At 38.6% G+C, this 22,178-nt stretch carries 21 protein-coding genes; 2 read left to right on the forward strand and 19 right to left on the reverse strand.

The features are described from left to right. From flhF to O4O04_RS13285, 9 genes are all read right to left on the reverse strand, one after another. Positions 1 to 1,398 (reverse strand): flagellar biosynthesis GTPase FlhF, encoded by a 1,398-nt coding sequence (gene flhF / locus O4O04_RS13245; protein WP_272532228.1) that lies wholly within the window; start codon positions 1,396 to 1,398, stop codon positions 1 to 3. An 8-nt stretch (positions 1,399 to 1,406) separates the two neighbouring features. Next, positions 1,407 to 3,536 (reverse strand): flagellar biosynthesis protein FlhA, encoded by a 2,130-nt coding sequence (locus O4O04_RS13250; RefSeq protein WP_272532229.1) that lies wholly within the window; start codon positions 3,534 to 3,536, stop codon positions 1,407 to 1,409. Positions 3,537 to 3,538: 2 nt separating this feature from the next. Further along, positions 3,539 to 4,720, reverse strand: coding sequence for an EscU/YscU/HrcU family type III secretion system export apparatus switch protein (locus O4O04_RS13255; RefSeq protein WP_272532230.1), 1,182 nt, complete (start codon positions 4,718 to 4,720; stop codon positions 3,539 to 3,541). Continuing rightward, positions 4,717 to 5,496 (reverse strand): flagellar biosynthetic protein FliR, encoded by a 780-nt coding sequence (gene fliR / locus O4O04_RS13260; protein WP_272532231.1) that lies wholly within the window; start codon positions 5,494 to 5,496, stop codon positions 4,717 to 4,719. Before fliR ends, O4O04_RS13255 begins: the two co-directional genes overlap by 4 nt. Before the next feature lie 6 nt (positions 5,497 to 5,502). After that, positions 5,503 to 5,766, reverse strand: a complete 264-nt coding sequence (fliQ, locus tag O4O04_RS13265; RefSeq protein ID WP_272532232.1) for a flagellar biosynthesis protein FliQ — start codon at positions 5,764 to 5,766, stop codon at positions 5,503 to 5,505. After that, on the reverse strand, positions 5,763 to 6,578 hold the full coding sequence (gene fliP / locus O4O04_RS13270) for a flagellar type III secretion system pore protein FliP (protein ID WP_442915963.1): 816 nt from the start codon (positions 6,576 to 6,578) through the stop codon (positions 5,763 to 5,765). Before fliP ends, fliQ begins: the two co-directional genes overlap by 4 nt. 203 nt (positions 6,579 to 6,781) lie before the next feature. After that, the gene (locus tag O4O04_RS13275) at positions 6,782 to 7,513 is read right to left on the reverse strand and encodes a FliO/MopB family protein (protein WP_272532234.1); all 732 of its coding nucleotides are present in this window, start codon (positions 7,511 to 7,513) and stop codon (positions 6,782 to 6,784) included. Then, complete coding sequence (gene fliN, locus O4O04_RS13280; RefSeq protein WP_272532235.1) at positions 7,513 to 8,598, reverse strand: flagellar motor switch protein FliN; 1,086 nt, start codon at positions 8,596 to 8,598, stop codon at positions 7,513 to 7,515. The genes O4O04_RS13275 and fliN overlap by 1 nt, the downstream gene beginning before the upstream one ends. Before the next feature lie 123 nt (positions 8,599 to 8,721). Beyond that, positions 8,722 to 9,048: a DUF971 domain-containing protein gene (locus O4O04_RS13285; protein ID WP_272532236.1), complete on the reverse strand. Its 327-nt coding sequence runs from the start codon at positions 9,046 to 9,048 to the stop codon at positions 8,722 to 8,724. 98 nt (positions 9,049 to 9,146) lie between these two features. On the opposite strand from O4O04_RS13285, the gene glyA reads away from it, so the two are divergent. Beyond that, complete coding sequence (gene glyA / locus O4O04_RS13290) at positions 9,147 to 10,394, forward strand: serine hydroxymethyltransferase (protein ID WP_272532237.1); 1,248 nt, start codon at positions 9,147 to 9,149, stop codon at positions 10,392 to 10,394. 45 nt (positions 10,395 to 10,439) lie between these two features. After that, positions 10,440 to 11,486: a TPM domain-containing protein gene (locus tag O4O04_RS13295; protein WP_272532238.1), complete on the forward strand. Its 1,047-nt coding sequence runs from the start codon at positions 10,440 to 10,442 to the stop codon at positions 11,484 to 11,486. 61 nt (positions 11,487 to 11,547) lie between these two features. Here O4O04_RS13295 and O4O04_RS13300 read toward each other — a convergent pair whose 3' ends face one another. From O4O04_RS13300 to O4O04_RS13345, 10 genes are all read right to left on the reverse strand, one after another. After that, a complete protein-coding gene (locus O4O04_RS13300; protein WP_272532239.1) occupies positions 11,548 to 12,240 on the reverse strand; it encodes a hypothetical protein in 693 nt (230 codons plus the stop codon). Between the two features lie 14 nt (positions 12,241 to 12,254). After that, positions 12,255 to 13,931: a dihydroxy-acid dehydratase gene (gene ilvD, locus O4O04_RS13305; RefSeq protein WP_272532240.1), complete on the reverse strand. Its 1,677-nt coding sequence runs from the start codon at positions 13,929 to 13,931 to the stop codon at positions 12,255 to 12,257. 98 nt (positions 13,932 to 14,029) lie between these two features. Next, positions 14,030 to 14,452: a hypothetical protein gene (locus tag O4O04_RS13310; protein WP_272532241.1), complete on the reverse strand. Its 423-nt coding sequence runs from the start codon at positions 14,450 to 14,452 to the stop codon at positions 14,030 to 14,032. A gap of 56 nt (positions 14,453 to 14,508) precedes the next feature. Beyond that, on the reverse strand, positions 14,509 to 15,666 hold the full coding sequence (locus O4O04_RS13315; protein ID WP_272532243.1) for a site-specific DNA-methyltransferase: 1,158 nt from the start codon (positions 15,664 to 15,666) through the stop codon (positions 14,509 to 14,511). A 69-nt stretch (positions 15,667 to 15,735) separates the two neighbouring features. Further along, positions 15,736 to 16,686: an RluA family pseudouridine synthase gene (locus O4O04_RS13320; protein ID WP_272532244.1), complete on the reverse strand. Its 951-nt coding sequence runs from the start codon at positions 16,684 to 16,686 to the stop codon at positions 15,736 to 15,738. Beyond that, complete coding sequence (locus O4O04_RS13325; RefSeq protein WP_272532245.1) at positions 16,686 to 17,759, reverse strand: PilZ domain-containing protein; 1,074 nt, start codon at positions 17,757 to 17,759, stop codon at positions 16,686 to 16,688. Before O4O04_RS13325 ends, O4O04_RS13320 begins: the two co-directional genes overlap by 1 nt. A 6-nt stretch (positions 17,760 to 17,765) precedes the next feature. Further along, complete coding sequence (locus O4O04_RS13330; RefSeq protein ID WP_272532246.1) at positions 17,766 to 20,009, reverse strand: alpha-hydroxy-acid oxidizing protein; 2,244 nt, start codon at positions 20,007 to 20,009, stop codon at positions 17,766 to 17,768. Between the two features lie 5 nt (positions 20,010 to 20,014). Continuing rightward, positions 20,015 to 21,154: a tRNA 2-thiouridine(34) synthase MnmA gene (gene mnmA / locus O4O04_RS13335; RefSeq protein WP_272532247.1), complete on the reverse strand. Its 1,140-nt coding sequence runs from the start codon at positions 21,152 to 21,154 to the stop codon at positions 20,015 to 20,017. Further along, complete coding sequence (locus O4O04_RS13340) at positions 21,135 to 21,971, reverse strand: pepsin/retropepsin-like aspartic protease family protein (protein WP_272532248.1); 837 nt, start codon at positions 21,969 to 21,971, stop codon at positions 21,135 to 21,137. The genes mnmA and O4O04_RS13340 overlap by 20 nt, the downstream gene beginning before the upstream one ends. Further along, positions 21,950 to 22,168 carry a hypothetical protein gene (locus O4O04_RS13345; RefSeq protein ID WP_272532249.1) on the reverse strand — a complete coding sequence of 73 codons (219 nt, stop codon included), beginning with the start codon at positions 22,166 to 22,168 and terminating at the stop codon, positions 21,950 to 21,952. Before O4O04_RS13345 ends, O4O04_RS13340 begins: the two co-directional genes overlap by 22 nt. Between the last annotated feature and the right edge of the window lie 10 nt (positions 22,169 to 22,178).

The raw sequence follows: 22,178 nt of genomic DNA on the forward strand, positions 1-22,178 counted from the left end.
TCAGCTTCTGGCGGTGTACACTTCCCCTGACATCCCTTTCAATTTTTCTGGGTATACCACACATTCCGCAAGTAGTTTTCGCTCTGCACCCAATATATCAAAGGGAACATCCTGACCTACACTGAAATATGCGTATTCCTTATGATGAGTATCGGCAAGTTCTATATAAGAACCTAAATAATCTGCTTCATCTATTTTAGATAAAATTATACGATTGAATCCTAATTCTTCATAAGATTTCAAAACTTCTCGTGCGTTGTGAGTTGAGACTGTTGCAGGCAAAACTAAAATGCTCTCTAACTGATCTTTGTCTCCTAATGCGGCATAATATTCCTTCATTTTATAAAGAGTTTCTCGATCCTTATGACTGTAGCCTGCTGTATCTACCAAAACAAGTTCCGATCCGTCTCGAAGCAAAGCTTCTCGGAATTTGCGAACATCTTTTGCAGCAAAGAAAGGTAAATCCATCGTGTCAGCATATCTCTTCAATTGCTCAACTGCAGCAATTCGGTAGTTGTCAGTTGTATACAAAGAAACTGTTTTACCCATATGTAGGAAATATTTTGCAGCGAGTTTTGCGACGGTTGTTGTCTTACCACTGCCAGTTGGTCCTACAATAAAAACCACTTTTCTCTTACCGCGTTTAGTTCCGCTAAATAGATCCGAATCTACTTTGATTCGATTTTCTAGGATCTCAACTGCCTTTTCCCACACAGAAGAGACTCTACTTCTTTCAATAGGAGATAGATGCATCTCAATTTCAGGCAAAATTTCTTCAAGGTATCCCGCAGAAAATCCTTCTTGAATAAATTTATTCTTTAACTTTTCAAGAGCAGGAGAAATGGATTTATGATCTTTGGAAATAATTTCTTTCTGAAAAGAAATTCCTGATTCATGGGTCAATTCTTCAGTTTCAATCACTGGAATCTTAGATGAGTCATGATTCCAATTATGACTGGATTCATCCTTATTTGAAAAATCCTCATCAGATGAATATTCATTCAATAGATCCAATTGAGCCGCTTCCCTACGTTGCAGAGTTGCAGAGCGAGCTATTTGCTTACTTTCCGTCTCTCGCAGATTTGATTTGGGTTTAGAAAATTGTGGGAGCTCATCTAGGCTTCGCCTAGCAGTCACTTGACTTGATGGACGAACCTTTTTCTTTTCTAACAATTCTCGAAGGTCATTCAATTTCTTTTCAACTCTTTCTTTAGATGATGCTTTCTCTGGAATGGCTATATCAATTTCGTACATTTTGTTCGCAAGAAGTCCTGTTCCGAAAAGTCCACCTTCAGTGATCATTCTATGTTCATATACATGAGCATCTGGCCCATACTTCATTTTCATTTGCATAAGACAGTCTTGAAAATCTTTACCACGTATCTTTTTATAATCCATATCGTCTATTAAGTGCCAACTCCAGCACCCTCCTCTTGTTGTTGTTTTTCTGCTTGGGATAGGTTCAATTGACCAACCACCACAACATTACTTACATCTTGAATTTCTTCCAAAGCTAACACAGCGAAGTTACGCGGAGGAAGTTCCCGCGAAACAAAAGCAAATAATGGCATTCTTAAATAGCGATTCGTTGTAAAAATTGTAAATCGCCCAGCCGACACTGACTTTTTGTATTCTTCTTGAATCGCTTCGATCAGCTTCCGCCGTATATCTGTTGGAACTGCAATCACCTTGCCTTCTAGCGGATCATCGACCAAGTTCTTAGAAAGTCTCTCAGCTAACTTAGGTTCCACTACAATTACAGACAATTTTCCATCGGCACCAACATATTCATTTACAATTTGTCTTGCGATTGCCTGTCTAGCAACCTCCGACAGATAATTGGGATCCGTAGATTTCGATAAATTATTGGCTATGGACTCTAAGATAATCGCAATCCCTCTAATCGCCAGACCTTCAAGAAGAATATTCTGCAATACTTGTTGAATGATTCCAAGGCGACCTTCTTTCTCATATCCCAACTCTTGGATAAGAGTAGGCTTGCTCTTACGAACATGCTCTAGTAAGGCTTGTGTTTCTTCACGTCCAAGCAAGGATGCTGCATGTGTATGGATCAATTCTTTTAAATGAGTGATGATAACAGTTGATGGGTCAACTACTGTATAACCTTTGGTTTCCGCTTCCGATTTTAGACTTGGTTCAATCCATAGAGCTTCCATTCCATACGTCGGCTCCATAAACTTTTCCCCTTCGACAGGTTCATGCACTTGTTTCTGGTTATCCAAAGCCATCAATTTGTCGGACTTTATAATGCTCTCGCCTACAACAATCCCATTGATCTTGATTGTATAGCTATCGTGACCAATCTCCATATTGTCCATAATTCTAACTGGTGGAATCACAAGCCCGAAGTCGGAAGCAAATTTTTTGCGAGTGTTTCCAATCTGAGTGAGCAACGAGCCTCGCTCTTTAACGTCTGCTAATGCAAGCAAGTTGAGACCCAAGGATACAACGATTGCTTCCGTTCGGATCTCATCAAGATAGTCTTCGGGTTTTTTGTCTTGGACTTTTGCTTCTTCACCCTTCTCGATGAGTTCAACTTGTAACTTGGCAGCCTTGTCCATGTAGTAGCCGAGGTAAGCAAATAGTGAAGCCAAAACCAACAAAGAGAAGAATGGTAGACCTGGAATCAATGCTGATAGCGCCAGAGCTGCGCCAACTATATAGAGAATTCTTGAATTGGAAAATAATTGATTTCGAAATTCTTCAGTAAATGATAGAACAGAACTTGATCTTGTTACAATCAAACCTGTTGCAGTTGTGATAAGAAGTGCAGGAATTTGCGAAACTAAACCATCACCAATTGTAAACTTTCCATAAGTCTCGATTGCTTGAACAAATGATTCACCACGAATAGAAACACCAATCAAAATTCCACCTATAATGTTAATGACTGTGATGACGAGTCCTGCTCGCACATCACCCTGAACGAACTTACTCGCTCCATCCATGGCCCCGTAGAAATTTACTTCTTGCTGAAGTCGTTCCCTTTTCTTGGCTGCTTGTTGCTCAGTAATCGCACCACTATTTTGCTCCATATCAATAGCCATTTGTTTCTGAGGTAGACCATCCAATGTAAACCTTGCAGCAACTTCCGATATACGCGTTGCACCTTTTGTGATAACAACAATTTGAACGATCACTATGATAATAAATATAATGAATCCAACGACATACTTGCCAAGTCCGGTCTCACCACCAACGACGAATGTTCCAAAAGCTTCGATTACTTGCGAATTTACTGCAGGTCCCTTACTTAAGATCTGTCTTGTTGTCGAAACGTTAAGAGCTAATCTATACAAAGTTGTAATTAATAAAAGTGTTGGAAATATCGAAAAATCCATTGCTTCGCTTACACTCAATGATGTTAGCAAAATGATAATTCCAACTCCAATACTCACAACCAATAATAGATCTAAGACAAAACCTGGGAGCGGTACAATCAACATAGCTAAGATTGCCAAAGCTCCAAAACCTATTATAAAATCCGAATTAAGATACCAAGCTTTCTTTTCCATACTTATCTCCTAGTGGCAAACTCTTGGTATTTTGAAAGATTTTTGAATACTAACGATACCGCCAAATAAAGATTACTTGGTATCTCCTCATTCAAATCAACCATTTTGTACAATTGCTGAGCAAGCAGACGATCTTCTACCATTGGAATTCCATTTTTCTTAGCGACTTCTTTGATTGTAAGCGCCATCTGATCTTCGCCTTTGGCTACGACACGCGGAGCCGCATCAACTCCAGAATTAAATGATAAAGCAACTGCAAAGTGGATCGGATTTGTTATCACAACATCTGCCTTAGGGACAGATTGTAACATATTGGAACTTAACATGTCTCGCATCAATTGACGCCTTCTTGCAATCAAGGCACCATCACCGACCTGTTCTTTTATTTCTCGCTTCGCTTCAGATGGTGTCTGCTTTAAACTTTCTTCGAATTCATACTTCTGATACATGAAATCTGCGATAGAAATTATGAACAAAATTATCCCAATGATAATAAAAATTTTAAAACCTGAATATCCGACCATAGCTAATGCTTGAGTAAGTCCCATATCTCCCGTAAGCAAAAGCTTGAGAAAATCGTGGGTTATAATCATATAGCTCACCCAACCAATCAAGGCAACCTTCATTAGCGACTTACTTAAGTTAAACAATGTCTGTCTTGTTGGCAAAACTCTTTTGAAATTAGGCTTCAATCTTTCAAATCGGAATTCAATTGCACGTGGCGCAAATAGCAATCCAACTTGAGCAACATTGCCGATTATTCCAAAAATAAAAGTTACAGCAAGTATTGGAGATAGAATCGTAAAAATATCCCAAGTTGCATTTTTTAAAAGTTCTCCAAAACTTTCCGTAGTAAATTCTCCAGGATTTCTAGCAAACTCTAGATATTTACGCATAATTCCTGCAGATTTTTTGAAAATATACTCACCCATCACATACATGGCAATGGACGCAGCAATTAATACAATAGCAGAACTCAATTCTTGAGATTTGGGGACGTTTCCTTTTTCCCTTTCGTCTCGTCTCTTTCTCTCACTGGGAGGTTCGGTTCTTCCTTCATCTTCCGCTGCAAACAACTGAAGATCAAAAACATAATTGCTATTCACAGCATCCCATTCTGGATCGGAGATATGAATCCAAGATATTTTTATTGGTTCTAGGGAATTATGATCTACTGAATTCAATTAGGCCATCCTCGAAACAATAAATCAATCTTATCAAATGCGACTTGGAAAGCGGACTCCATCTGACTAACAATAAAACCCATAACTGCGATCAAAACAATAAGTCCGATCACTACTTTAATAGGAAAGCTCAATTGCAATATATTGAGCTGAGGTGCTGCCTTACCCATTAGAGCTTCAGCGATCGTAACCAATAATAAAATTCCCAATACAGGAAGCGCGATCTTGAATGCCACAAGAAACATCGCACCTAAGCACTGTTCTAAGGCACGATAAATCCCCAAATTGACTTCTTCGGTAAATTCAATAATTCTCACTTTTTCAAAGGAGTAAGCAAGGCTAGAAATAACCATGCGATGAGCACCAATAGTTAGAAAGACAAGTATAGCAATCAAGTTCTTGAGAGTTGAGACAACAGGCAGTGAGACTTGACTCATCGGGTCTAACACTTCCGTATAAGCAAAACCCAGCTGAACATTAAAGAAATCTCCCGCCATCTGGAAAGCAGCGAAGAATATCGCAATAATAAAACCAATCATTAGTCCAATGAAAATTTCCGAAAGTACAAGTAGTCCGTAAACTACCATGTTTCCGGGCACAGATGGCATATATTGAAATGAGACCGGAAACATAATCAAAGTTACAAGAAATGAAAATATCATTCTTAAGCTAACAGGAACCGATTCTGAAGAAAATACAGGAGTGACCATAAACAAACCCAATAGTCTTGCAAACATAAGCATAAACGTTTGGAAATTGTAAACAAATCCTTCCATATTTCGCTAAAACTTCTCTATCATAAAAAATATATCTCGAGTATAGTCCGTCATCACTTGCACCATCCATGATGCAAATACAACAATGACCAGAAAAATCGCGAATAGCTTCGGAACAAAGGCTATGGTAGGCTCTTGGATAGAAGTGGTTGTTTGTAGAATTCCTACAAACAAACCAACTACAAGAGCAGTGATCAAGATGGGTGAAGAAATTTTGACTGTAACAATCAAAGCGTTTCTAATTAGTGTTACAACATCTATTTCTGTCATTTATAACTCCGCACAAGCTCGTAGACAAGCAGGTTCCATCCATCGATAAGAATAAAAAGTATAATCTTAAACGGTAGACTCACCATAACAGGAGGAAGCATCATAAGACCCATGGAGAGGAGAGATGCTGCGACTACTAAATCTATAACGATAAAAGGTATAAAAATATAAATTCCTATGATAAAGGCTTTTTTGATCTCACTTAACATGAAGGCCGGAACAAGCACATAAGAAGGAACATCTTCGTAAGATCGAACGTTCTGTACTTTTCCGAGTTTAAGAAAGAGCGCTACATCTTTTGTGCCAGTAGTTCCGATTTGTCTGATCATAAAATTTCGGAGTGGCACCATTCCTCTTTCGAAGAATGTGTTGGTATCAATTTTACCATCCAAGTATGGTTCAAGGCCAACCTTATTGATCTCGCCAAGTGTCGGTGCCATAATAAAGAAGGTCATAAATAGAGCGAGTCCCATCATAACTTGATTAGGTGGCAAATTCTGTAAAGACAGCGCCCTCCTCACGAAATCCAAAACGATTACAATTTTCGTAAATGATGTAACGGACATGATGAGCGCCGGCGCTAAAGATAAAATGGTTACAAGAAAAAGAACCATTAGTGAGAGAGATGTCTCTCTTGGAGTTTTCGCTTCATCTACATTAAAGCTAATATTCGGAATTGGGATTCGAGAGCCTTTGGTTGATTGGGCAGATAGGTCTTCAAGAGGCAAAAATGCAAATAGCAATGCAATGAGCAAACCTGAGCCTAACATTGATTTAATGTGACTCATAATCGAATTATGTCTCATACAAATCGCGAAAAACTTAGTTACATTATGTCTCATTCGATTCCCGAAAAACTTCGTCAAAAACTGTCTCATAGAAGTCGCAAAGAACTTAGCCGAGAATTGTCTCATGGAATAGCCTAAAATCGCCAATGAATCAAGCCGTATAGAATATCCTAGAGTTTCAAAAGAAATCGACCTGGATTGCCCAGAGAAAAAAGCAAAAAGATTTATCATGCCTTTCCTCCTAGATCAATACCCAATTCTTTGTTTCTCAATTTCAGTCTCTCAAGAGTCTGCTTGTGGCGGATTTCCAATTCTTTCAGTTCCTCATCTTCCCCAAATTGCAGATCGGTTTCTTGCTTCTTCATTCTTGGAGTGAGCTCTTTGAAAGATTCCAGCAGAGTGACAAGAAAATTCTCTTGGCTAGGTTGGAACTCTTCCTTCAATTTTAATATTCTATTCTTCTCATCTATCGATGTGATTTCTGTCAGAAAATTAACTGATTGATCACCCACTCCTAATACGAGTAAGCGATCAGCAACTTCGACGATTTGTATTTGTTTATTTGGTGCCAAGGCGACGCTCGACAATACGTTCATTACATCTTTTACAGGAAAGCGTGAATTCCGAGTCTTAGACATAACCTTTAAGACATACATCATAACAGTCGTTAGGCCACCAAAAACAAAGATCACTTTTACAAGTAGCCAAAGAGTGCTCGCGCCCTCTTCTTCTTTGCCGTATCTATCTTGAATTGGATTGCTTTCCTCGATAGCTTCGCTACCTGATTCCGATTTTTTCGATTCTGGATTTTCTTTGTCCGAAGATTCCTTGGAATTTTTGTTGGTTTCTAGACCTAATTCTTTCTGGAGCAACATATCCAAGTCTGTTCTTTTTTCTTGAGAATAGACAGCACTGAATGAAGTTGCCAGAAATATTAAGGCAAAAGTCCATCGCACCATTATGATTTATCCGATTTAATTCTATCCTGAGGGCTTACTATGTCGGTGACACGAACACCAAAGTTTTCATCAATTACAACTACCTCGCCTTTAGCAATTAGCTTGCCATTGACTAAGAGATCCACAGGTTCACCGGCTAATTTGTCCAACTCGATGATTGAACCTTCACCTAACCCTAAAATATCCTTGATATACATTTTCGTTCGACCAAGCTCCACGGTTAGAGCCATCTGAACATCCATAAGCAAATTTAAGTTCGTATTGCCCGAGGCTGGTCCTGCAGTAGAAAGAGACGGAAAACCAACTCCTTTGATTCCCACTTGAGGCTGCTGGTTCATAAAACCACCGCCCATCTGCATTCCACCTTGCATAGGAACGTTCATTCCACCGCCCATTCCAGTTGAAGGACCATTTTTGGAAATATCCAAAATAGATTGAGCATTGTCGGATGATAGAATATAATTGATTTTGAATGAACCTAGAGAATCAACACTAAGGCTAAACTGAGTTTTGACCAGGTTGGTTCCATCTGGCAATCGAAGATCATTGGGTGAATTCACCAAAACGATATCAGGTGGAGAACCTGACAATGTTCCGCCAAGCTTTAAACCAAGTTGAGCTGTAATAGTTCCCATCATCGGAGAAAGGCAATCTTTAAGAGTTTGCAATTGAGCCATGTCCATCTGATCAGAAGGAGACGCACCGCCCATCATGAGACCAGCAATTTTGGCTGCATTCTCTTGAGCCATAACAAGTGTGATTCTTCCAGAAAAGGCACCTTGCACTTGAGAATACAAGCATACAGTTTTGGAACCTAGTTCTTGAGAAATCTCAGCAGAGGATCTCGATTCCGTAGAAGGATTGTTAAATCTTGTATTTTTGGCTAATATAGTTCCAAGAACATTCCCAGCAGTTTGGAATGCAGCACCCAAAGTATCAGAAATTATATCTCTATCAATAGGAGAAAGTGAATCAGTTGCCCCACCGCCAGCGCTAGAGCTCCCGCCTCCCATATCAAATGGGTTATCTTCGGCACCCTGTAAGAGTGCATCTATTTCATCTTGAGAAAGGGAACCTTCGCCCATTTACATTTAGCTCCGAACTTATGGAATTACTAGCTTAGGGTTAATGAGACATAATAACATTGTTTTTGTCATGCGTTTTTTTCTAAAAACAAAAAAAAACCAAAAAATTTGACAACTTACATTCTAATGGTCAAATGCATCCTTCAATCCATCTCCATATGCTCGAAGATTGTCAAATGAATAAATGCCAGTATTGTGGTAATCATTCCATACAATATTGATTGCGTATCTTCCCACTTTTGACCAAGAGATGATGGAAGCCGCTTGAATATGGCCAGTTGCATCACCGACCTTGCCACCATGACCACCACGGCATGTTGCGCATGGACATTTCTTACGCAAATCCAGCAAATTGTATCTAGATAAATGCCCATCTTTCCATTCAATTCTCAATTCAGTTGCATCATACTGAATATCCTGGGGGATAGTTTTTTTTAGATCGGTCACCATACGCAATTTCTTAGACGATTGATTTTGGTAATTGATATTTTTCTCAATGGGACAAATTTTCGATTTTTCCTCTAAACCTAAGACTTGATCCTTGTATTATGAGCCATCTATCGAATCAAGATCCAGAAGTTTTTAAAGCACTAAAAAAAGAAGATGAGAGACAAGAAAACTCTCTTGAACTCATAGCATCCGAGAACTTTGTCTCGCAGGCAGTTCTAGAAGCCTATCATTCGACCCTTACGAATAAATACGCCGAAGGTTATCCAGGTAAAAGATACTACAATGGTTGTGAGAATGCTGATACCATCGAGCAACTCGCAATTGATCGAGCAAAGAAATTATTCAATGCTGAATATGCGAATGTTCAACCACATAGTGGAGCCCAAGCCAATATGGCAATTTTTCTTGCCTGCCTTGAGCCTGGAGACAGCTTCCTTGGAATGAATCTGGCACATGGAGGCCACCTTACTCATGGATCAGCAGTCAATATCAGCGGTAAATATTTCAAACCTATTGCTTATGGAGTAAGATCCAGTGATGAAAGATTGGATATGGATGAAGTTGCAAAACTTGCCAAAGAACATAAACCAAAATTGATTGTAGTCGGTGCTTCTGCTTATCCGAGAACCATAGACTTTGCTAAATTTAAAGATATCGCAGATTCAATTGGAGCTAAGGTCATGGCTGACATGGCACATATCTCTGGTTTGGTTGCAGTTGGTGCCCATCCCTCGCCTGTTGGAATCTGCGACTATGTAACAACTACCACTCATAAAACTCTACGAGGGCCGAGAGGCGGACTCATTCTTTCGCAATCAGAAAATGAGAAAATTCTAAACTCTCGAGTATTTCCTGGAATTCAAGGAGGTCCGCTTATGCATGTAATTGCTGCAAAAGCTGTTGCTTTCCAAGAAGCTTTGCAACCAAGTTACAAAACCTATATAAATCAAGTCGTCATCAATGCAAAAGCCTTAGCGGAAGTTTTCATGTCTCGTGGATACAGAGTCATATCTGGTGGAACAGACAACCACCTTGTATTGGTTGATGTGAGCGTTAAAGGCATGACTGGCAAGGATGCAGCGGATGCCATGGATGAAGCAGGAATCACAGTAAATAAAAATGGTATACCATTTGATAAAAATCCTCCTGCAATCACTTCAGGTATTCGTCTGGGAACTCCAGCTCTAACAACTCGAGGATTGAAAGAGGACGAAATGAGAAAAGTGGGAAATCTCATCTGCGATTTACTGGATCATCTTGGAGATGAGAAAAATGCAGCTAAAGTGAAAGCAGGTGTGGCAGAAATCACAAAAGCATTCCCTATGAAAAACTTTCGCCTAGATTAAAATACATAATTTCTGATTGCAGAAATTTTTGATATAGGATTCTATATGGTTGCTATGAAGTGTAATCCATTTCCATCTAGAATCCTTTTTGGTATTTTTTTCTTCTTTGTATTATTCAATCCTAGCAACACAAACCTTCTTAAGAATTCAGTAGAAGCAAGAGACATTCCGCCTTACACTCATCATGTGGTTGATGAAGTTGGATTGCTTAGCGAGACTACTCTTGTTGAACTCGAAGAAAAACTCAAAAATCACGAGTATGAAACCAGTAACCAAATTGCTATCCTCATCATCAAACATTTAGAAGATGAGAATCTCGAAGAATATTCCCTGAAAGTTGCTGAGTCCTGGGCTCTTGGGCAAAAATCTCTAGACAATGGCGTTCTCGTATTAATTGCCATTGATGACAGAAAGATTCGTATCGAAGTCGGATATGGCCTGGAAGGCTCACTTACCGATATACTTGCAAAGCAAATCATACGCAACGAGATCACTCCTCACTTCAAAACAAAAGAATATGATCTCGGTGTGACAAGAGGAGTGGACGCAATCATTTCAGCTATAAAGAATGAATACATCAGTGATAATAAAACTGAAACTCAATCAGATGACTATGGAAATGATTCCGAAGACAAAACTTTTTTGGAAGAATACAAAACTTTTGTCGAAGAAGCGGCTGTTGATGATATCCCTTTATTTTTTAGGATTTTTATTGGGACTCTATTCTTAATTGTCATAACACCATTTACATTTATTGCAGCGACCGTTCCTTACTTAGGATGGTTTTTGTATTTTTTTCTGATTCCGTTTTATGGAACTTTTCCTTTGGTGATTTTGGGGAAGCCTGGTGCACTGTTGCTTCCTACTTATCTAATCGTTGTCTTTTGCATTAAAATGTATCTTCTTCTCACACCTTCTGGGCGAGCATGGAGAAAGGAAAAAGTTGGAGACTTTACGAGTGGTTCTAGAAGCGGATCTTCGTCTCGCAGTGGTGGATCCAGTAGTCGTTCATCGTCTGGAGGATTTTCCTCATCTCGATCTAGCGGTGGCGGTGGAAGTTTCGGCGGTGGTGGAAGCTCAGGAAGTTGGTAACGACTTAGGGATTTCGAAGCCTCATCCGCATTAAAAATACGAAACCATAAGTAAATCTATCTCATTGCGGATGCTTAGAACGGTAATAGAGAATCATGCTTCGAACAGAAAAATAGATAAAGAAAATAGAAACCGATAACATCATTGCTTCAGCAACGATTGCTTGTCCAGTAACCCAAGTGAGAAAGATCATAATACTTGCAATTGCACTTACGAAAACACTGGGAATCCAATCTTTATTAAGGTAAGCCACTATAGAAAGTATCATCATTGCTATTGAGATATTTCCCCATTTTAGCCATGTTGCAATATACAAAGAACTAAGTAGTTTTGTAACATTTTGTCCACCGTCTAAGGAATCAATTATCGCATTCATAATCGAGTTCTCATATAAATCACTTGGAACAATGAGAATGGAAAATAAAATTCCAAAAAAAACGATGCTATTGAACTGCTTTGCAATACTGAAAATGCACATAGCGATCAAACCTGCATATAGAAAGGGGAACAAGGAATCATAACTTTGCCCCAATCTCATGGCAATTCGATTGGCTTGAGCATCGGGAGAATCTCCCGTCATGAAATTCAAATCTTCGGGAGTTCTCGCAAATTCAAAAGCAAGAACTGGTGTCTGATATCCTTCACTCAAACTTGCCTGTGCTGGATATTGAAATAGCATAAATACCGAACATAGCATAGTCAATAATGCTAAAATTGCTGTAATCAATCTTTTTTTGGTTTTTATGAATTCCATAAGTCTAGCCTCAATTAGAGATCTGTAATACAACCTTCGCTTGCATTCGCGACGTTCTTGATGTATTTCCAAAGATATCCAGATGTCACTCGATAAGGAGGTTTCTTCCAATTGCTTCTTCGGAAATCAATTACTGCACCATCAACCAATATATCTATTGTGTTGTTCACAGCATCGATTTTTATTGTATCACCGTCTTCGATCAGAGCGATCTCTCCACCTTCCATTGCTTCAGGTGTTACATGTCCCACAACGAATCCATGTGATCCTCCGGAAAATCTGCCATCCGTAATCAGAGCTACTTTATCACCTAATCCTGCTCCTATGATTGCGGACGTTGGCTTTAACATTTCGGGCATTCCCGGACCACCCTTTGGACCAACATATCTTACTACAACAACATGCCCTGCCTTAACTTTACCATCACTGATTCCTTGATTAAGATCTGCTTCTGAATCAAAGCAAATTGCCTTTCCTTCGAATTTCTCACCTTCATGGCCTGTAATTTTGGCAACAGCACCTAACTTAGCAATGTTTCCAAATAAAATTTGAATATGTCCTTGTGGTTTGATTGGATCACTCAAAGGGCGAAGCAAATCCTGTCCTTCAGGGAGGCCTTTTAAAGATTTAAGATTTTCTTCGATGGTCTGACCCGTAACAGTAAGACAGCTACCATCAATCAATCCTTCTTTTAATAGAAATTTTATAATCGCAGGAACACCGCCAATTTTGAATAGATCCTCCATGAGGTATTTGCCACTTGGTTTCATGTCAGCTAACAAAGGTGTAGTGTCGGAAATTTTCTGGAAATCAGCCAGTGTCAAAGGCAGTCCCATTGTTCTTGCGATTGCGAGTAAATGAAGAACAGCATTGGTTGATCCTCCAAGAACAGTAACCACAACCATTGCATTACGTAAAGATTTCGAAGTTATGATATCACTTGGCTTGATATCTTTTTCTAATAGATTGTAAATATATTTCCCAATATCTTGGCATTCTTTCTTTTTCTCTTCGCTTCTTGCCGGACTAGATGAACTATAAGGAAGACTCATTCCCATCGCTTCAATAGCCGAAGCCATTGTATTGGCTGTATACATTCCACCACAAGCGCCTGGACCTGGGCATGAATTTTTTATAATTTCTTTATATTCAGCTTCTCCAATCTTACCATTGACTTTCTTGCCATAGGCTTCAAAAGCAGAAACGATATTGAGTGATTCGCCCTTATAGTGTCCTCCGTTGATTGTTCCACCATAGATCATGATCGATGGTCGATTCAATCTTGCCATTGCCATGATTGCGGCTGGCATATTCTTATCGCATCCAGCAGTAAATAGGATTCCATCGTAGAAATGGGCGCCGGCAGCAGTCTCGATTGAGTCGGCAATGATCTCTCGAGAAGGAAGTGAATACCTCATTCCGTCATTGCCATTTGTAATTCCATCACTTACACCAATGGTATTGAAAACAAGTCCAACCATTTTATTCGTATCATAGACAGATTTTTTTTGAATTTTTGCAAAATCAGCAAGGTGCATATTGCATGGATTCCCTTCGAATCCTGTACTTCCGATTCCAATAAAAGGTTTATTTAGATCTTCATATGCAACACCGGATCCGATCAGCATCGCTTGAGCAGCCGGAAGAGTTTCGTCTTGAGTTAATTGTCTACTGATTTTATTGAGTGCCATCTATATATAATTTTTAATCTAAACCATAGATGGCAAGTAGAAAAAGAAAACCAGCTGCGATGATTTCAATGTAAGCTTTAAGCTAGATCAAGATGCTTCTATTCTACCGGAATGGTTCGTATTAATTTACCTGGTAGGCAAATATTTTTGCTATAGTCACAATAGAACAATCTTCCGGTAAGCTGTAAACTTCCAGAACCATCAATATCAAGAGTCATAGGCTTCAAACTAGAGTAGTATTCTTTTTTTGTTGGACTTGGACTTCCATCTACAACGAGTGCAGTATTCCGAACAACTAGTCCATCTTTGCCTTCAGCCTGAATCTGATTAGGAGCTTCAATTTGAATTCCAAATCCTGACTTAACAATCATTTGTATCTGAAGCTTATTGCCTTCTCGGAAAGACTGAACTTCAATCGGAAGTTTATCATCCATTGAATCAGCCGTATTCGATGAATTTGATTCAGAGTTGCAACTTGCAATAAAAATCACAAAGAAAAACAAATAGAAATACTTATTCATTGATCCAATCTGAAACGAATAAATCTATCTGTCAATAAGAGAAATCTAATTCAGTATCAACTCAATTTTTGGAGAACGACACAACGATTGGAATTGGTTCCTTTTTCATTATTTGAAACATTCCAACAATTAGATAACTTAGTAAATTTCTGTGTATTTATATAGGTTCGGCTCCAGTCAAGTCCGACACTCGCACCGGCTTCAACAATGGAATCGTCTAAAGGCAATATCTTATTTCCTTTCTTTACTTCACCGACTTCAATTACCAAAAAAGCTCCCTTCTTAAGAATGCGAGCAGAAGACCGAAGCGTATCTCTCATAAACCCAGTCCATTCTTCCAGACTAGATATAATTGAAATCTCTTTGGTCTGCTCAGATGGAATTCTCAAAAACCAATGACGAATCCAATTATCTAATTCATAGTTCACCTTATCCAAAAAAGGTGGTGAAGTTACAACCAAATCTGCAATTTCGGACGGAATGGGTTCCAAATTCAGAACACTGGATCTCGAATAGCGATTCCCTTTTGAGAATTCATGATAAAAGGGCGGAAGAGGTTCTGCCAAATCTCTTTTCAATTTATTTGCGATTCGTGGCAATATAGGTCTATAATCTGGTTTGATTCCTTTTTTTATATTGTTACGATGTTGTTGTTCAGCAGGAATTGACATTTGTGGAAAACTATAAACAGAAAAGAAACCTGGACTATGACCATGCAATCTGGAAAGTGCAACAAGTTTTAAATAATTAGTGTCTAGTTCCGGATTGCGTTCACAGAAATTTCTGAAATTTTTTATTTCATTTAACGTATCTTTGTGATAAAAAGCCAAAAGACTTTTATCCATAGGATCTTCTTCTGCTTTTGATTTTACATCAACCTTTTCTAATATCTTCAGTGCTTCATTATAATTTGGGACATTTTGTCTTGACTGAGCAAGAAAAATAGATAAAGGATTCACATCATTGTGGATTGCATAATGTCCTTCGATATTGGCTTGGATGGCTGTGGTCCCTCTTCCTCCAAATGGATCAAATACCACAGAACCTTTCTTTTTTAGAAATTCCGAAAAAAAGAAAGATGGCAATTCAGGCTTAAAAGATGCTCTATAGCTTACCGCATAATGGAGCGAATGCGATTGCCTCTGCTTAGAAGTCCAAAACTCTCCGAGTTGTTTGCGATCATCTTGTTGTAACTTTACGATTGGTTCTGCCATAATATATAAATATATTCGGCACAATCAAGAATTTCACCCCTACACTAAATATTCAATTAGGCGACATAACTATATATAAGGAAGAAGATCAGAGGGGAGTTTGGAAATTATTTCCATATATTCATTGTTATCTGGATGAATAAATTGCATTTTATAACAATGTAGAGCTTGTCTATTATGTCCCAAAACTTCATTCAACTCATCACTCCACCCCGATTCAATGAACTTCAAAAAACTCGCTTCGTCTCTACCATATATTTTATCTCCAAGCAATGGATAGCCGCAACTATAGAGACTAGCTCGGATCTGGTGCGTTCGCCCCGTTTTTGGAAATGCTGCAATATAACTGATATTATTTTTTATGGAAACTTTTTCAAAATATGTCGAAGCAAATTGACTATTCTCTGAATGCTTATTGCTAGAATAATTTTTTTCCAATCTTTTCTTTTTTCGTATAACAGATTCTATATCCTTAGAAATCCATCCATCCACTTGCAAGAATTCAGGAAAATCTCCATAAACGAAAGTACGGTATTCCTTATGAATCGAAGATTTGATAAATTGATCCGAAATTTTTTTACTAGACTTACTGTCTTTTGCAAAAATTACAATTCCAGAAGTCTCGCGATCCAACCTATGACAAGGATGAAATTGAATATTCGGATAGGATTTTTCCAATAGAGAAAGTAGTGTATTCTCACGATAACGACCGGCAGGATGAATCGGAAGATCTGGTGGTTTATCTACAATAAAAAGGAAATCATCCTCATACAATAATTTCCAATTACTATTGATAATAGGCTCAATTGCCTCCGATTCTTGAATATAAAATTCAATTTCCGTATTAGCTAGTGCCCGTTGCGAAATAGAAATAGGCGATCCATTGATCTGAACATCACCTAACTTTATTCTTTGAATCCACTGGTCGCGGTCAAGATAAGTAAACCTTTTTGCTAAGTAGTCGAGCACGATTACTTCTTGAGTTGTTCTTGTTTTGAAGGACTTTTTTTCTGAATCCATCAATCGTTGGATTCTTCATCTTTGGAATTATTCTTTAAGAATTCATCCAGAAGCTTATATTCACTCAAAGATAGGTTATAGAACTGAACACCAACCCGAAAAAGAACTTCCGTATTTTTTATATTTTTTATTACAGCGCGACATATGATTGTTTGATTAGGTTCGAGCTTCAAATCAAAAATCACAGTCTCACCGACAGCAAATGATCGAGAAAATAACCTTGATTGTGGATGAAGAAAAGATAGACCAGAATTGCTGATATCACTCATCTCACATTTTTCTTTGGATTCTTGAAAAACTCCAGTACCGATTAGATCCCGACTTAGTGCAGCTGATACTTGATTGATAATATTGAATGAGTCCATATTGAGAGCAGTTTCCTTCACCACTTGAATATAACCTAACGGAGTATAGCCTTTGTATCTAATGGGAATAGAAATTTCGGATGTAAATCTTGGATCTAATTTTACAATTTCAATCATCCTAATATACTCATCAAATGGAAAATAGTCTGGGGTCACTGATTCTCTTGATTTCCGATTAGGAACAAAAATTGATTTCTCATAATTTTGCATCAATCTCAAGCGATTGTCCAATCGAGGAGAAAAATAGATCGTCGTATGCTCAAAAGTTTTCTTTAAAATCTCGGTATATTTCTTGATAACAGCTTCAACTTTGTCGTCATCAAAACCTTGGGCTTTATGAATCTCATTCTGATTGATGATATTCGTTACAATTGGTTTAAAATCTGCATCATCGATATGGATCCTCGCCGATTCACGGCTTGCCTGAACCATTCGGATTCGAAGTGGCGCGAGAACTTCCGTTCCTTTGTGATCCCCACCTAAAAATTTGAAATCGGCTAGAAATTTCGTTCCGTTGTGAATCAAGGTTAGACAACGAACTTCCCCACTAACTTTTCTAGAATTGTATATAACAAGTCCATTCTGCTTCAAGGCGACGACTTTAATTGGATATTCCCTTCCATCATCGATTATATTCACAGGAAGTCGTCCAAACAAAGCGTTTAGAATTTTATGTATTCCTTCTTTATCTCGGACTTCCTTTTCCATATTAGCTTAATCGAATTTCCTAAATAGCATATCAGGTTTAGCATCAGCTATATTTCTGCAAGCGGTTAGACTCAAAGTCTGCTTAAGTTCATTAGAATATTTCTGTATAAGGAATTTGACACCTGCAGCGTCCGCTCCAACTGCAGCGATTGCTACTGGACGTCCAATCAATACTGTCTCTGCACCCAATGCTAACATTTTAAAAGCGTCCATTCCAGATCTAATTCCACCATCAACTGATATTGCGATTTTGCCTTTTACTTTTTCTACTATCTTGGGTAATACTCTAGCGGTTCCGGGCAATCCGTCCAAAACCCGACCTCCGTGATTGGATACTACGATTGCGGAAAAACCTCCCTCAACAGCAAGCATTGCATCACTAGTATCCATAATTCCTTTGAGAATAAATGGTAATTTAGTAAAAGAACGAATTTTTTCTAAGACTTTGATTTCACGACTGATACTATTCAGATTCTTCAAAACCATTGTCTTAAAATTCACAGCATCAATGTCCATTCCAATTGCGACGATTCCAGCGCGTTCAGCTTCCTGCATTCTCTCACGAAGCAAGCCTTCATCTTCACGTGGCTTGCAAATAAGAATCCCTTTCCCATTGACTTTGCTTAGTGAGTTTATCATCAGCTTGTATTTATCAGGAGTTGCACCATCACCTAACCAAGCAAGGCTTCCTGCTTCTACAAAACCTCGTAACACAATGTCCGCATATTGTTCATCGGTCATAGCTCCATTCATATTGGTTACAGCGCCGGTCATTGGAGCACCCATAATTGGAGTTTCTAATGGATATCCCAAGAAATGAGATTGTATAGTTGGAATCGTATTTTCTCTAATATATTTTGGTAAAATCTGATATTCAGATAGAGATTTGGAATTGTCTTGAAAAGTCTCCATTACTCCAATCCCACCCATACCAGGAACCGAACTTGCACAATCTGATCCATCACAGATCTTACAGACCCAGCAGACTTCTCGACCAAAGCGCATTCTTGCATTCTGATTCATTTCTTTTTCTGATATACCGAACACTTCGTCCACTTCAAATCGAATTGTTTCTTGTACTTTTTTGAAAATACTTTCTGCGTCGATTAAGTGATCGGCAGTGATAATCACATGACCAGTTTTCTCTATATTATTTGTAGGATCTTTTATAATCTCACCAATCTGTGACTGGATAAAAATCTCATTTACTCCATCGATACGTTTTGCAACATCCAATCCATGAATCGCCAACAATTTACCAGGCCTTGCGAGCAATGATCGTTCTATGGACACTCTGTTCAGAACTGGATCCAGGTTATCGGGTTCTTCACCCATCGCAATAAGAATAGCAGCACGATTGAGATTTACACCAGTTGACAGGGGATAGGTGAAAGCTGACATAAAACCGCCAGAGAGCCTTGCTGCGATCTCACCAACCTTCACACCATCTGGAGTAATTTTAATATCACCTTTGCCTGCGCCAAGATTGATTCCTAAAGCTTTCATTCCAGCGATCATAACTCTTTCCACTTCATCCAAAGTTTGCTTAGAAAGGTTCGATGGCATATTGTGTCCCATCTCGATAAAGAAAGGTTCCCTCTCAATAATTCTATCTGCAATACCCGTCATGCGATAATTGTTATTATAGCTAAGTGCATCAACAGACACTTCTGCTCCAGTCATATACTCTTCCAAAATCAATTCGCCCGTTGGACAAAATTTCTTTGCATGTTTAAATGCAGCCTGCATTTCTTCGCGATTCTCAATTTTGATGACGCCTCGCGCGCCCATATTATCAGCAGGTTTGATTACAAGTGGGAATTTGAGATATTCAAGGGCGTCTCTCGCATCCTGAATGTTCCAGACTGGGGCAAAATTAGGAATAGGTACATTGTGTTCTCTTAATCGCTTACGCATTTTTACTTTGTTAGAGCAAGCTTCAGCATCTACGAATCGAATACCAGGAAGGTCTAAAGAATTCGCAACAGCTGCAACTGTCATAGAAGCATCAGTTCCAGCAGTTATAACACCATGAATTGGTTTATCTTTTGCATAGCGCTTGGCTTCACGAACCATACCTTCGACATCTTTGGTGGACATGATAATCTGATCGTCTGCGATTCGAAATCCAATCGAGTCTGGATTCATGTCCGCTACGACTACTTTCAATTGCATTGTTTTTGCGGTTTGTATAATGGGAACTTGGAGGAGTCCACCTCCAATAATAAGTATAGTACGGCTTTCTTTCAAGTCAATTAGACTCCAACTGGTTCCTGGGAAGAAATATTCCGTTTTGCCATTGTTATACTTCCCTTACGAATGATTCCACCTGCTAGGATTTGGATTCCAGATTCCGGATAGAATACAGCAGATTGACCAGGAGTAACGCCCCTTACATCTTCTAGAATGCGTACAAAAAGTCCTTGTTCAACTTTGCTCACTTCACAAAGTACCGGACTATGTCGATAGCGTACTTGAACTTTAGCAGTTCTTGATTCACCTGGAGCAAATTCACTCCATCCTTGAAAACTGTAATCCTCTACTATAAAACTTTCACAGAAAGTTTCTGCCTCTTCGCCTAATACAACTGTTCCGTCATCTTCGATCCCAAGAACATAAAGAGGATTCTTCCAAGCAATGCCTAATCCTTTCCTCTGACCAATTGTGAAATTTTCTTTACCAGTATGTTTACCGATGATTCTACCATCTTGTAATTTAAAAAATCCCTTGGTAAAGCTTACACCTTTTTTGTCCAAAAAATTTCGATAATTATTATCGGGTATGAAACATATTTCTTGCGATTCAGGTTTTTCTGCAACGGTGAGTCCCATTCTTTTGGCGATTTCACGGACTTGGGATTTATTCATATCGCCTAACGGAAAAATGGTGTTCTTAATATTTTCTTGAGATAGCCCATAAAGATAGTAAGCCTGATTTTTATTCTTATCTTCACCGTTTGCTATAGCCCATCTACCATCAACAAAAACCGTACGTGCATAATGTCCAGTTGCGATTTTTTCTATCCCTAGAGCCTGCGCTTTCTCGAAAAGCGCACCAAACTTAACAAAGGTATTACACTCAACACATGGATTGGGAGTTTTACCAGATTTATAATCATCAATAAAACGTTGAATAACTCGTTCACCGAAAACTTTTTCCATTTTTACAACATAAAAAGGTATCTTCAGTGAGATACCTACATCTTGGGCATCTCGAATGTCTTCTGGAGAACAGCAAGATTTCTTAGTGGTATCACATGCCGGTGCTTCATATTCCCATGTGCGAAGATTTACACCGATCACTTCGTATCCTTCTTCGATTAACAATCCAGCAGCAACTGCGCTATCAACACCGCCACTCATCGCGACTATAATTTTACCTTTTGAATTGCTCATGATTCTCTATTCCCAGTATTTTTGAACCAAAATCAATGTAAATGCGAAATGTTAGAAAAAAATCCATTCCGACGGTTGGTTTATATTCCCCTTCCTCCATCCAAATTTCATTTGAATTTAAAACAATTGTTGGAAAAAATTCATTCTGTCCGATCGATATATTGGTTTCCAATTTATAGACAATCAACTTTTGTTTTCTTCCGTAGATATCCAAAACTCTCTTCGCTTGCGGAAGAGCTGACATCTGATGACCAAATTTCTGTCCAGGAATAGCTGTAATCGCTGATCCGGTATCTAAGGCTACACTGAGAGTTTGTTCCGCTATTTTTGCTTTTACATAGTATTGACTAGATTCATGGATAATCTGGACAGATTGAACGTGCTCATTTACTCCCCAATCGCAGGTTTTGTTTTTGTTGTCAAAAATTTGTTTCGGAATTCCAAATTCGAGTTCAATACAGTTTTTTCTAAAAAATGGCTGACCCAGGATCATCTCGTATTCAGGAGGAAGATTTGAGCCAAGTGGATAAAAATCAAATTTTTGGATCTGGTCTTGCCAAGCGATTTGGAATTGCGTTGGTTCATTGAGCCCAACTGCGAGATTTTGATTGGAGCCTGAATCGAGTAGAGCCCAGATTTTTCTTGGGTAACGTTGGACTCCAGTGCGAGCCTCTAATCGAATAAAAATTTGGCCATTTGCAAATCGATATTCGATATCAGACTTTTTGGTAGTGGGATTTTGAAGAATTGCTTGCTTACAAGAATTGAATATTAGAACAAAAGATATAAAGTAGATTAGGTAAGTTTTTTTATACATTTCTGGTTTGGGCATCGAGTATAGTCGACAACGCAATCCCGAAATTCAACACCCGTCTTAGGATCTTTTGCTCTATATTCAATATAGCATGCATATGGGTAGAAGTTGAAATTGTATTTACCAAGTGCTCTGTCACGAATACGTTCCGCTAAAGATTCTTCATTCTTATTGTAAACCTTGATTGCAACTTCTGCCATAAAATCGACC

Source organism: Leptospira sp. GIMC2001 (assembly GCF_028462125.1).
Classification (GTDB): domain Bacteria; phylum Spirochaetota; class Leptospiria; order Leptospirales; family Leptospiraceae.

Coding starts and splice junctions, on each gene's coding strand:
- flhF (WP_272532228.1), bottom strand. CDS start 1,398: ATGGATTATAAAAAGATACGTGGTAAAGATTTTCAAGACTGTCTTATG.
- O4O04_RS13250 (WP_272532229.1), bottom strand. CDS start 3,536: ATGGAAAAGAAAGCTTGGTATCTTAATTCGGATTTTATAATAGGTTTT.
- fliR (WP_272532231.1), bottom strand. CDS start 5,496: ATGGAAGGATTTGTTTACAATTTCCAAACGTTTATGCTTATGTTTGCA.
- fliQ (WP_272532232.1), bottom strand. CDS start 5,766: ATGACAGAAATAGATGTTGTAACACTAATTAGAAACGCTTTGATTGTT.
- O4O04_RS13275 (WP_272532234.1), bottom strand. CDS start 7,513: ATGGTGCGATGGACTTTTGCCTTAATATTTCTGGCAACTTCATTCAGT.
- fliN (WP_272532235.1), bottom strand. CDS start 8,598: ATGGGCGAAGGTTCCCTTTCTCAAGATGAAATAGATGCACTCTTACAG.
- O4O04_RS13285 (WP_272532236.1), bottom strand. CDS start 9,048: ATGGTGACCGATCTAAAAAAAACTATCCCCCAGGATATTCAGTATGAT.
- glyA (WP_272532237.1), top strand. CDS start 9,147: ATGAGCCATCTATCGAATCAAGATCCAGAAGTTTTTAAAGCACTAAAA.
- O4O04_RS13295 (WP_272532238.1), top strand. CDS start 10,440: ATGGTTGCTATGAAGTGTAATCCATTTCCATCTAGAATCCTTTTTGGT.
- O4O04_RS13300 (WP_272532239.1), bottom strand. CDS start 12,240: ATGGAATTCATAAAAACCAAAAAAAGATTGATTACAGCAATTTTAGCA.
- ilvD (WP_272532240.1), bottom strand. CDS start 13,931: ATGGCACTCAATAAAATCAGTAGACAATTAACTCAAGACGAAACTCTT.
- O4O04_RS13310 (WP_272532241.1), bottom strand. CDS start 14,452: ATGAATAAGTATTTCTATTTGTTTTTCTTTGTGATTTTTATTGCAAGT.
- O4O04_RS13315 (WP_272532243.1), bottom strand. CDS start 15,666: ATGGCAGAACCAATCGTAAAGTTACAACAAGATGATCGCAAACAACTC.
- O4O04_RS13320 (WP_272532244.1), bottom strand. CDS start 16,686: ATGGATTCAGAAAAAAAGTCCTTCAAAACAAGAACAACTCAAGAAGTA.
- O4O04_RS13325 (WP_272532245.1), bottom strand. CDS start 17,759: ATGGAAAAGGAAGTCCGAGATAAAGAAGGAATACATAAAATTCTAAAC.
- mnmA (WP_272532247.1), bottom strand. CDS start 21,154: ATGAGCAATTCAAAAGGTAAAATTATAGTCGCGATGAGTGGCGGTGTT.
- O4O04_RS13340 (WP_272532248.1), bottom strand. CDS start 21,971: ATGTATAAAAAAACTTACCTAATCTACTTTATATCTTTTGTTCTAATA.
- O4O04_RS13345 (WP_272532249.1), bottom strand. CDS start 22,168: ATGGCAGAAGTTGCAATCAAGGTTTACAATAAGAATGAAGAATCTTTA.